At 45.1% G+C, this 11,211-nt stretch carries 14 protein-coding genes; 8 read left to right on the plus strand and 6 right to left on the minus strand.

The features are described from left to right. Nucleotides 1-496 (minus strand): cation diffusion facilitator family transporter (locus K6T91_11130; protein ID MCL6473343.1); only part of this gene is annotated, 496 nt, incomplete at its 3' end. 371 nt (nucleotides 497-867) lie between these two features. Further along, nucleotides 868-2,118 carry a transposase family protein gene (locus tag K6T91_11135; GenBank protein ID MCL6473344.1) on the minus strand — a complete coding sequence of 417 codons (1,251 nt, stop codon included), beginning with the start codon at nucleotides 2,116-2,118 and terminating at the stop codon, nucleotides 868-870. 184 nt (nucleotides 2,119-2,302) lie between these two features. Between K6T91_11135 and K6T91_11140 the strand changes: the two genes are divergently transcribed. The 6 genes from K6T91_11140 to K6T91_11165 all read left to right on the plus strand — a co-directional run bounded on the left by K6T91_11140 (nucleotide 2,303) and on the right by K6T91_11165 (nucleotide 5,437). Next, nucleotides 2,303-2,644, plus strand: coding sequence for a metalloregulator ArsR/SmtB family transcription factor (locus tag K6T91_11140; protein MCL6473345.1), 342 nt, complete (start codon nucleotides 2,303-2,305; stop codon nucleotides 2,642-2,644). A 43-nt stretch (nucleotides 2,645-2,687) separates the two neighbouring features. Then, nucleotides 2,688-3,500, plus strand: coding sequence for a sulfite exporter TauE/SafE family protein (locus tag K6T91_11145; GenBank protein ID MCL6473346.1), 813 nt, complete (start codon nucleotides 2,688-2,690; stop codon nucleotides 3,498-3,500). A gap of 237 nt (nucleotides 3,501-3,737) precedes the next feature. Further along, nucleotides 3,738-4,199: a transposase gene (locus tag K6T91_11150; GenBank protein MCL6473347.1), complete on the plus strand. Its 462-nt coding sequence runs from the start codon at nucleotides 3,738-3,740 to the stop codon at nucleotides 4,197-4,199. 10 nt (nucleotides 4,200-4,209) lie between these two features. Then, nucleotides 4,210-4,563 carry a transposase gene (locus tag K6T91_11155; GenBank protein ID MCL6473348.1) on the plus strand — a complete coding sequence of 118 codons (354 nt, stop codon included), beginning with the start codon at nucleotides 4,210-4,212 and terminating at the stop codon, nucleotides 4,561-4,563. Between the two features lie 86 nt (nucleotides 4,564-4,649). Continuing rightward, entirely contained in the window at nucleotides 4,650-4,898 is a 249-nt protein-coding gene (locus K6T91_11160) for a DsrE family protein (protein MCL6473349.1), read from the plus strand. Nucleotides 4,899-5,005: 107 nt separating this feature from the next. Further along, the gene (locus K6T91_11165) at nucleotides 5,006-5,437 is read left to right on the plus strand and encodes a hypothetical protein (GenBank protein MCL6473350.1); all 432 of its coding nucleotides are present in this window, start codon (nucleotides 5,006-5,008) and stop codon (nucleotides 5,435-5,437) included. Between the two features lie 10 nt (nucleotides 5,438-5,447). Here K6T91_11165 and K6T91_11170 read toward each other — a convergent pair whose 3' ends face one another. The 4 genes from K6T91_11170 to K6T91_11185 form a co-directional block, all read right to left on the minus strand. Next, nucleotides 5,448-6,137 (minus strand): dienelactone hydrolase family protein, encoded by a 690-nt coding sequence (locus K6T91_11170; GenBank protein MCL6473351.1) that lies wholly within the window; start codon nucleotides 6,135-6,137, stop codon nucleotides 5,448-5,450. Nucleotides 6,138-6,259: 122 nt separating this feature from the next. After that, nucleotides 6,260-6,952: a lytic transglycosylase domain-containing protein gene (locus tag K6T91_11175; GenBank protein MCL6473352.1), complete on the minus strand. Its 693-nt coding sequence runs from the start codon at nucleotides 6,950-6,952 to the stop codon at nucleotides 6,260-6,262. Between the two features lie 669 nt (nucleotides 6,953-7,621). Further along, nucleotides 7,622-9,367 (minus strand): PAS domain S-box protein, encoded by a 1,746-nt coding sequence (locus K6T91_11180; protein MCL6473353.1) that lies wholly within the window; start codon nucleotides 9,365-9,367, stop codon nucleotides 7,622-7,624. A 2-nt stretch (nucleotides 9,368-9,369) separates the two neighbouring features. Next, the gene (locus K6T91_11185; GenBank protein MCL6473354.1) at nucleotides 9,370-10,020 is read right to left on the minus strand and encodes a response regulator transcription factor; all 651 of its coding nucleotides are present in this window, start codon (nucleotides 10,018-10,020) and stop codon (nucleotides 9,370-9,372) included. Nucleotides 10,021-10,366: 346 nt separating this feature from the next. Here K6T91_11185 and K6T91_11190 point away from each other — a divergent pair, with 346 nt between their 5' ends. Beyond that, a complete protein-coding gene (locus K6T91_11190; protein MCL6473355.1) occupies nucleotides 10,367-10,666 on the plus strand; it encodes a hypothetical protein in 300 nt (99 codons plus the stop codon). Between the two features lie 23 nt (nucleotides 10,667-10,689). Further along, nucleotides 10,690-10,965: a hypothetical protein gene (locus tag K6T91_11195; protein ID MCL6473356.1), complete on the plus strand. Its 276-nt coding sequence runs from the start codon at nucleotides 10,690-10,692 to the stop codon at nucleotides 10,963-10,965. The last annotated feature ends 246 nt before the right edge of the window (nucleotides 10,966-11,211 follow it).

Here is an 11,211-nt window from a genome sequence, read left to right on the forward strand (position 1 = left end):
TGCCTACCCTGATGCGAAAGACCGCTACCGCCTCATTTCCGAGAAATCCAACAAGAGAGGCGGCAACGATAGCCCACACGTGGCTTACCGTTTGAGGGTGAATGAGCCTATCAACCGATTCATAACCGGCAACAATAGCGCTCAGCAATATAATAAGGACGATGGTAACGCCGGCTAAATCCTCAACACGGCCATAACCGTATGTGTAACGCTTCGTCGGCTTTAGCCGTGCGAGAGCAAAAGCAATCCAAAGCGGGATAGCGGTAGCCGCATCGCCGAAGTTATGGATAGTATCTGCTAAAAGGGCAACGCTGCCGGATAGCGTAACAACTATAATCTGAAATACGGCGGTTATTAATAAGCCAACGAACGACCATTTTATTGCCCAGATACCTCTCTCGGTAGTGTAGATAGTAGGATCAATTGCACCGTGGTTATGACCAAGAGCGCTATGGTTATGATCTTGTCCTTTGCATGAATGCTTTTTGCTCGACATTAATAACTCATAGTTATAGGATTACTAGTCTATTTTACTGCATAATTTGCTTTAATCCATGGTTATTTGGCTGTAGCTGCATAACTTTAACGGAAGGATATAGTGCAACTAGAATCTAAACAATCAAACTGTAAACTTCTGTATGAAGTTGGAATGTATGCGAATTTGGGGAGCACCTCAAGTTCCAACCAGAAAAACCGCTTTGTGGAGCGGTTTCCTGCTTTCTAGCTATTGTTATAGGGTGTGGTTATACCTAGGGATCCTTTCGCGAGAAATCTAGCTAACAGCAACCTTTGTATTAGGAGTCTAGCATATCTCTCCTTAAAGTTGGTAGCTTAGGGCCTATTGCCTCATATAAAAATCTACTCGAACTAACCTCTGGTTGCCTCACATAAAATATACTCCAAATCATTTGGTGGTAAAGATCTTTGCTTGCGCATTTTCTGTGCTACCGACTTAATCAACTGGTTCTGTAATCTAGTAATCTCATCTTTCAAAGCCACTGGATTTAAAGTAGCATATTGTTCTTTTAACCTTTTCTTATCCTCTTGCTCAATAGAAGAGTCAAGTACCCTTTGGTATGGTGTTTTGGCACGATCATATTTCTTGGTAACCTTAGAGCCGGTCCGTATTTTTTCAACTAGCTTCATCGTTGGCTGAAAGAAGTTGGTGTAAAGGCGTAAGATCACGTATAGTTCGTTTAGCAGCATAAGTTCCTCTTCTGTATCATAGCGCATGTATCCTACTGCTTTTCTTACTACTGAGTAGTTTTTCTGTTCTACATAACAGTTATCGTTTTTGCGATAGGGACGGCTCCTGGTAAAGGCAATCTTATTATTCTCGCAATATTTTGCAAGATGACTATTGATAAACTCACCGCCGTTATCGGAATCAATGCCTTGGATAGGAAAGGGAAATCTTCGTCTTATTTCTTTGATTGCCTCGAATACCCACCTGCGTGCCTTGTTTTTAACCGCAATTGTCTCTGTCCAACAGGTTGCAACGCAAGTTGCATCCAATGTCTGACAGAACTCCCCGCTTGCATTGCCGCCATCATGGGCAACTAGATCTACTTCAATAAAGCCAGGTTTTAGATCATCCCAATCGGCAAAAGTTCTAACGGCAATTTGGCTTTTAAGCAGACTTGCCTTTTTGGTGTAAGTTTTTGGTTTGATTGCTTTATCCTTCTTTATGGGCGAAAGGATTCTATCAATGGTTGCTGCACTTATTTTGAAAAGCTTCTCTTTCGTTTCTTTATCTAAGTTAAGCTCCCCACATCTTTCCAAAACGGGTATAATCTCCTTAAGGTAAGGAGCAAGACGCCTGCCGCAAGGAAAATCCAAAAGGTGCCAGATAAACTCAAGTGCCATAGCTACCTTTTCACCATAGTACTTGGGTTTCTGGCGCCTCTTGGTTTTGCCGGCCATAAAAACTGTGTTTGTCCCTGGTAGGATAAGCTTTCTGTTGTAATTTCTAAGTGCATACGCTAAATAGCAGCGGTTTAACTTGAGTAAAGCTTCCATCTCATCTAAAATCTTTCCCTTCTCTTTCTTTGTTGCCCTCCGGTATCTTGTTGCTGTCTCTTTTAACACTGCTTGTCTTTCCTTCATGGTAAGTGCCATAGCTACCTCCTTTCATACTTAAAAAGATAGCCATAGCCTCCCCCTTTCAAATAGGTTTTTATATGAGGCAACGATGGAATTTGGAATAGATTTTTGGTGAGGCAATTCGACCTCTTGAAATAATAACAATATAAATATATAATAATGTTTGCATGCATTATTATAACAAAAGGAGCGACGCCCAATGAGGTCTTTAAATAAGAAAGTAGAGCTTCTAAAGCTTATCGCCCATCCAACGAGGATTAAAATCCTTCAAGAGCTTGAAGAGGGTGTAAAGTGTGTAAGCGACTTTGAGGAATCAATGGAAATCAGCCAGCCCAACGTATCTCAACATCTTGGGGTTTTGCGGAGGTGTGGTCTTATCGATTACTACATGGACGGGAGGCTTCGCTGCTACTTTTTGGTGGATCCTATAGTGCCCGATCTACTAGAAGTTCTTAGAAAAGATTATAAAGGCAGCTTGCCGGCTCCGGCATGCTGTCCCGTTACAAAAAAAGGAACCTATCCAGGAAACAGGAGGCGTTAACAATAGATTGTAATGTAAGGTTTGGCTTTGAAATGGAGGAAGAATGCCTGAGACCGGTTTGACCCTAACCCTATTTTTAATAGGACTTATTGGTGCATTTTTTTCTGGCTTACTAGGTTTAGGGGGTGCCATAATTCTTGTACCGCTCTTACTGTATGCCCCACCTTTGATCGGTGTTGGGGAGCTAACTATGAAACAAGTATCCGGCATAACAATAATTGTGGTCTTTGCCTCAGCTCTAACGGGCGTACTTACGCACAACAAAAACCGGCTTGTATCAAAAAGTCTAGTTCTGATAATGGGTGGAACGGCTGCCCTTGCTGCACTCTTAGGTTCGGTTTACTCAAAACAAACGTCAAGCGAGACACTTCTAGTCATTTTTGCGCTCATGGCTGCTTTTGCCGCTGTTATCATGTGGTTGCCAAAACAAGAGTTAGGTGAGGATGTCTTACCTGAGGATATATCCTTTAGTAAAGTTGGGGCGTTTGCTATCTCTCTTGTTGTAGGGTTTATTGGTGGAATGGTTGGGGCACCGGGCGCCTACATTTTCGCGCCGCTTATGATCTACTTCTTAGGTATTCCAACAAAAATTGCGATTGGAAGTACTTTAGGCATTGCCTTTGCCGCATCAATTTTTGGGGCAATAGGAAAACTTGTAACAGGGCAAGTCCCATACATTCTTACGCTAGCTGTTCTGGTAGGCGCAGTGCCGGGGGCTAGAATCGGGGCAAAGTATACCAAAAAGATCCAGGCTGCATCACTTAAGAAAGGCTTGGGTGTGGTTATTGCCTTTGCCGCAATTCGCATGTGTTTGGATGTTGCGCATAAGCTTAAGTTATTTTACCGTGTCGCATAATTAATTGATCTTTAATAACTGCATAAAGAAATGCCACCTACAATCTGGTAAGGTGGTGTTCGCCAAAACAAACCAACTTCAGAAAGAGGTGGCGAACATATCGTACCAGATAGCAGTTCAAATTGTAGCACTCTTAACGAGAGCTTACTTGAGGGGCTAGCCCAAGAAAGGCGGGGTCGACCTGCCAAGGTTAGGCGGGGCAGACCAGCCAAATATACGGATGAGGACCTTTTAATAATGCTCACTCTTGCCGGTATTGAGGGTTTGAGTCTTAGAGCACTTTACCATCGCCTTAGCACACGGCCGCTCTGGGCAAGGCTGTTTAACCTAAATCCTGCCAGTGTGCCGCATCTGGCAACACTTGCACGAAGAAAGAAGGACCCGCGGCTACGGCGCTTAAGGAGCCGTCTTGATGCCAAGCTCGCCTCACTTCTGGCAGGTGGAAGAGTTGCCGTTATCGACTCCTCGGCACTTGTTGCCAACCAGAGAGTTCATCCCAATGCGAATTGGGGCTATTCTTCCAAAGGCATATACTACGGCTACCAGTTGCACTTAACGTGCGATCTTAATGGTGCCATACTCTCCCACACCACGACTAAGGCATCGGTTAAGAGCAAAGAGCAAGCTCAAGCCATACTGAAACGCTCCAAAACAATCAATAAAGAACTAAAAATATTGTGTCGGCGATGCTCTCTATGATGTTACCGCACTGTACAAATACTGCCGCAAAGAGTTAGATGCAAAACTCGTAGCCAGGGTCAATCCACGGCGGGCTAAAACTCTTCAAAATGCAGTCCTTCGTGCCAAGGGCGAGAGAAAAAAGGCCTTTAAGCTTACCCTTTCGCGGGCAGGAACGGTGCTTCTCAATAAACGAGTTGTGGTCGAGCAGGTATTCTCTCAGCTCAAAGAGATTATCCGTATAGATGAGCTACCCTTTTATTTGAAGAAGCTCTCACATGTCAAGGAACATATCAACTGGCTAATTTTAGCCTACAACGTGCTGCTTTATCGCAATAAGGTGTACGGTGACAACTTACGATCTATCAAACGATTGGTGGCATGATTTATGCGACACCCTAGTTTTAAGTAAACTAATGTTTTTTGGGTTCTTAATTAGCAGGTATGTATTTACATACCAGGGAGGAATAAATGAAGTTTGGAATTATCATTAACTCGGATGACCCGGAGACCGTCTGGAATGCATTTAGGTTTGGCTTAAAGCCTCTCACCAAAGGTGATGAGGTAAAAATCTTCCTAACTGGAAGAGGTGTTATGGCCGAGCGATTGGATACCGAGCAGTTTCCGGTAACTCAAATGATGAAAGATTTTCAAGCTATGGGCGGCCAGGTTCTTTGTTGCGGTAGCTGTGCAGAAAAGATAAGGGGCATAACGCCGTAGCTCTGTCCAATAGGAGGCATGAATGACATGTATGAGATTGTGGCAGAGAGCGATAAGGTTCTCACGTTTTAGTAATGTTAAAGATCGTATTTAAGGGGGCATATAAAATGGGTTCTCAGCCAAAGGTAGTCAAGAATGTTTCTGTGATGTGCTTTCATGATGAGCTATGTCAGGTTTTTAACGCCATGATGACTGCCTTGAGTCTCTTGAGGTCGGGGTCGAAGGTTACAATATTTTTTGGCTCACGAGGCATTAATGCTGTCCACAAGGACAAAATCGATAAGCTCGTCTGTCTGCCTGATCAATCCGAAGAGGAAAGAGAGGCTGTAATGAAAAGGATGGAGGCGATGGATCTCCCCGATGCTAGCCTGCTTCTTGAGACGCTTTATTTTGAAGGGGCAACAATCCTTGCCTGTCCGCTTAACCTATCGGTGTTTGGCATGAGCGAGTCCGACCTGGTGCAGGGTGTAAAGGTTGCTGACCCCTCTACATATTATAAAGAAATCGTGATGCAGGCCGATATGAATCTAACTTTTTAACTTTTAGCACTTATGCTGCACCCACTTCTTTTCCTGGCATTGCGGCTCCAAGGTGCTTGATAAACCAGTCTTTTGCCAGGTTTGCCACCGCTTCTAGCTTTCCGGGCTCTTCGAATAGGTGGGTGGCGCCGGGAACTATTTTTAGCTCTTTCACAGTGGTCTCGGGCATGTGCATCATGGCTTGCTTGTTAAGCTCAATTACCGGCTCGTCATTTCCGCCTACGATGAAAAGAGTCGGTGCCTTAACTCTTGGCAGGGCGTGCACTGCAAGGTCGGGCCGTCCCCCTCTTGAAACAACTGCGCGGGCAACATCAGGGCGCTCGGCTGCGGCAATTAAAGCTGCCGCTGCACCTGTGCTTGCACCAAAATAGCCCAGCTTTAGCCCATGCATGACTTCGTTTTGGCTGATCCAGTCTGTGACTGCGACAAGGCGTTTGGCAAGTAGATCGATGTCGAACCTGAACTCGGCCGTTATCATGTCGATGCGCTCTTCGCCTTCGGTTAAAAGGTCAAAGAGCAAAGTAGCCAAACCTGCATCTTGCAAAACCCCGGCGACAAATCTATTCCTCGGGCTAAAACGGCTGCTGCCACTTCCGTGCGCAAAAACAACTATCGCCTGTGCATCCTGGGGAATATCCAAGTTTCCCATGAGGTTTATGTCGTCTATGGGGATTTTAATTTCTTGTCTGAAATCTTTCATCTCTTAACCACTCCTTGAGGAGATCTAGCCTTTTGGTTTTCAGGATGCTCAAGAAGTTTTGTGACTAGTCACGCCTAAAGATACCCAAGATGTTTTGATTTTCTCCGATGGGCAAGAGAAGTCTACATTCCAGCCATGGCAAGGATGTTTCTCACGTAACGCTGTGTTTCAGGGTAGGGTGGGATGCCGCCATACTTTATCACCGCACCAGGACCGGCATTATATGCTGCGAGTGCCAAGTCCCAGCGGCCGAATTTCTTGTATTGCTGGCTTAGGTACCATGCGCCAGCCTCAAGCTGTTGGCTAGGCGAGTTTCTAAATGTTTCGATATCATATCCCCAAGCAACTATGTTAAACGGCATTACCTGAGTTAGCCCTATTGCCCCGACCAATGATACCGCTCGGTAGTTCCATCCCGATTCCTGCCAAATAAGGGCAATGAATAAATTGGGTGGGATACCGTATTTATCTGCGATACTTGTTGCAAGCGCCTTTAGCTCTGGTGTTGGACCGACAGCCCTTGTTGTACCGCCGGTTTGCAGCGCTATGATTTGCCCGGCTACTATCCTTGAGCTGATTCTAAGCTCACTCTCAGTCTGTGCAAGCTTACGCCTCTCTTCCTGAATCTGGTCATACAACTCTCGTTGCCTAGCTATCTCGTCCTGCAATTGCTTTTTCTGTGATACGATGGTTTGGAAAAGTATATCAATGCGCTCTTTTGCGGCGGTGAGTTCGGCATGTTGCTGCTCGACCGCTTCCTTTGCGACCTCGATTTGGCTGACCTCATTTGCTATGTCAGCGGTAAGCCGCTTCATGTCAAAGACAATTCTGCCGTCTTGCTGGGCAACCATGCTAAGTAGCGTAAAGCGATTCATAAAGTCAACAAGGTTTTTCGAGTTCAAGAGCAGGATAACGACATTTAGTTTGCGGTTTTTATATGAACTGATTAAACGCCTATTAAACACGATTCTTCGTATGTTAAGACGTTTCCGTGCATCATCAAGCTTTATCTGCGTTTCTTCTAAATGTTTTTGGGTTTCGCCTAGCTTTGCCTCGGCAGCCTGCTTTTCAGCAGTTACCTTGTTAAGCTCTACCTGCGTGGTATTTATCTTTCTTTGTATCTGGATCATCTTCTCTGTGCTTAGCTGGAGCTGTCGGCTGATCTCGGCCTGCCGTTTTGCGGCATCTTCCTGTTTATCCTTGGTTGCCTCGATCTGGGCGTTGATGTTTTGCAGCTCCTTTTGTTTTTCGGCAAGCTGGGATGCGAAGGTGCTGGAGGATTGCACTATAATCATTAATGAGGCAACTGCTATGACTATTGCTCGACTAAACATTAGAAAAAATCCTACGTTCTAAGCTCTAATCTACCAGTAAAAGTGGCGTGGGTCAAATAGGCGAGTTAGCGCATAACAACACACTGGGTCGAGTTATTAAATCAACAAGTTATATCGCACAAACTTTTGTAAAAATGTGACGGGAAGCCTTTAAGGCACAAGGCTCTCATTGTCATAGCTATACTGGCAGAGGTCTGGAATTGTAATGGTTATTTTGGTTCCACGACCTGGTTTCGATTGTATATCGAAGGTGCCGCCTGCAAGTCTTGCCCTGGTCTGCATACCATCGAGCCCCAGTTTGCCAAGTCGTGATAGCTCGCCCAGGGTTGGAGGGAGGTCAAAGCCTTTTCCATCGTCAGCAATAGTGATAGTTGCTTTATCGTCCTCAAAGTTAAAATTTATTTTAACTTTTGTTGCCTCAGCATGTTTTGCGATATTTCTTAATGCTTCTTGTATGATGCGGAATAGCTGCACCTCTACTTCTGGAGAGAAGCGGCGTCTCTCGCCGCTTACGGTAAAACTTATGGCTATTTTGCGGTCGGTTTTTAATTGGTCGACCAGCCAGTCTACTGAGGGAAGAAGCCCCAGGTGATCAAGAATGGAGGGTCTTAGGTCTCGGCTTAATTGGCGTATCTCTTGTAATACGTCTTTTAGTCTCTCGTGCAGATTCCACAAAGACCTTAACTCAGGCATGGGCAGGTGTTCATCGTTTTGACAGAAGTTCTCCAGCTTGTGAAGTATGCCAATGAGATTTTGCGCCGCACTGTCATGCAGGTCGCGGGCAATGCGCAGCCGCTCTTCCTCGTGAGCCTTGGTGATCTGCTCGAGATAGAATTGCTGGTTCTCCTGCATTCTCACTTCTTGAGTTATATCCCTGCCGATAAATTGAAATCCGTTAGGCTGGCCATCTTTTGACACCAAATTGGTGGTAAGCATCAAGATAGCTTCAGTGCCATCTTTCTTTAATATTCTTTGTTTATACGGTTGCTGTATATCCTGTCCATCTAAGAGCTTCCTTTGTTGCTCTTTGAATTTTGCAAGATTCTTTTTGGGCAGCAGATCGTGGATATTTTTACCATAGAGTTCAGATAAGTGGTAACCAAAAAGCTCACCTGCCGCATGGTTCGCGGCTGTGATTTTGCCGTCTAAATCCTGAACCCAAATCGCGTCAAGGGCGTTCTCAAAGAGCTGTCGATATTTATGTTCGGAGAACCTGAGTCGGTCAAGGGCAACTACTCTCTCCCGGTTTAGGCTAGAGTTTTCTATGCCGATCCCGATTAAATTCCCGATAGCGCTGAGCAATCTAATTTCGGTATGATCAAATACGCGGGTTGCTTTAGTAGCCGCGCAGAGAGTGCCAACTATTTCGCTGTGAGCCCTCAGGGGCACGCTAAGCAGCGATTTGATTTTTTCTTCCTTAGTTCCAGGCACATTGAGGGCAGAATTTGAATCCAGGTCTTCTACTATTACCGGCTTGCCAGTCTTTGCGACTTTTCCGCATGCACCATCTCCGATTTTTGTTCTGTCCAAGGCTGCAGCATATTCCTGGCTAATGCCGTCAAAAGCGGTTATCCTTAATTCTCCGGCAGTTTTATCCAGGGAGAAAATAAAAACAGTCTCGACCTGCATAACTTCTTTTACCATATCAACGGCAGTCTCAATAACCTGTTCTATGCTTAGGGGTTGGTTGAGGGTTGCAGAAAATGCGGCAATAGCGGTCAGCCTTCTCTCTTGTTCTATAGCGCTCCTTGATTTTGTGCGTATCTTCTGGTGTGCAAGCCGCAAATTCTCTCTGGTAAGTTTGAGGTCATCATGACCTCTTTTTGAAAGGACCAGTAATAGCAAGATGACGATGCAAAAAGCGATGACTAAAATCGCTTCTATATCATGTAGCATTCTTACTCCAATCCAACCCATCCTCGCCTTAAGGCAAGGATGACAGCTTCAGTGCGTGAGTTTACGCCAAGTTTATTAAAGATATGGCCGATGTGGGATTCAACAGTGCGTATGCTTAGAGATAGCTCATCGGCAATCTCTTTATTGCTTTTACCAAGGGCTGCCAACCTGATAACGTCTAGCTCGCGCTCTGTAAGCGATTCACCCGTGCTGGAGGTTGCGTGGTTTACACCTCTGAAACGTTGCGTTATCTTGCGGGCTATTGCAGGGTGAAGAACAGAATCTCCCCTGTACGTTGCGTAAATGCCCTTTATTAGTTCCTGTGAACTGATGTCTTTTAGCAGGTAGCTCGTGGCGCCGGCTTCGAGAAGGGTGAATACATACTGGTCGAAATCATAAGCGGTCAGTATAAGTATAGTAATAGAGGGGTTTGCAGCCTTGATTTTTCTAGTTGCTTCAATGCCGTTGAGGTTGGGCATTGCCACATCAGCAATGATGACATCGGGCTTAAGCTCATTAGCAAGAGCTACCATTTGCTCGCCATCGGCGGCTTCGCCAACAACTTCGATATCTGGTTCCTTTTCTAAGAATTGGCGAATACTTTCACGAACAAAAGCGTGATCGTCTGCCAATAGTACCCTTATTTTCCCCATAATACTCCTCCAGCATAATAATAGCATGAATGGGGTACTAGCAAACTAGACTATTTATTTAAAAATAAAGGTTAAGAAATTAGCTCCCGAATAGGCATCGTTGCCTGCCCTGTTAGCAATTCAGTATAAATACTGATTGCTCTCAGGCTACGTACCCAAACAATAAACGTCTAAAACCACGTTCGTATCCTTATTTTACTCCTTGTTTTTCGTGATGGCAAAACACGTGCACGCTCCGATGTGACATTTTTCACAATATTGTTAGATAGCATTAACAGAGGGGCTAGAAAAGCGTCAAAGCCGTGCTGTGGCCAGGTAAGGCCAGGCGCAAAGGAAAGGAGCGCAAATGCGTTACGGGGAGTACATCTTATCGAGTACTTGCGAAAAATGCAAAAGAGTATCATGCATAAGGTGCATGAGAAGAACCTGCATGCATTGCCAGCGAACTTTTTTTGACCGTATTCATCATCAGGATGTTGAGCTAATTACAAACACGGGAGTTTGCACATACTGTGGCTCACTGCTGACCCAGGTTTATCTGGCTGAAAGAGAGGTAGTCCAGCGCAGGAAAGAAGCAGCCCAGAGGGTCCAAAGCCAAGATAATGCGGCAGAACAGCAAGGAAAACCGTTAGACGAAATCGCCTAAACACTATTGAGAGGGAGATTAAGGTGGGACTAAGAGCTTATCTGCTTGTTAACGTAGCTGATGATATCGACCAGAAGCAATTTATTCAGGCAGTGCGGGAGCTGGAAGAAATCACCGGAGTCGATTTCGTGGATCCGGTAGTTGGTAGCTGTGACATGGTGGTTATGGTAGAGGCGCCGGTTAGTATCGAAGCTTTAGTTAACGAAATATCAACAAAGCCATGGGTTAGAAAAGTAGATACTGTTCGGATAGTAGGCATTTTTGAGCGTGGATGGACCTCTTGGGAAGACGTTTGCTGAAGCGATTACCATTAGAGCCGTAGCAAACGGTAGAGCGAATTTTTGTAAGAGTATTGTAGACGATCAAAGGTTAACAAGATAAGAGGTTTTACCTATGCGAGATGCGCTAAGGTCCATTAACACGGATTTAAAAGAAAGAGTAGAAAACCTATCCGGCCAGGAACTGGGCCGGTGCTACCTGTGCGGAAAGTGCACTGCAGGATGCCCCGTTGCGCCTTACCAAGACATTGCCCCGCATGTGGTTAT

This window comes from Bacillota bacterium (genome assembly GCA_023511485.1).
Taxonomy (GTDB): Bacteria; Actinomycetota; Aquicultoria; order Aquicultorales; family Aquicultoraceae; genus CADDYS01.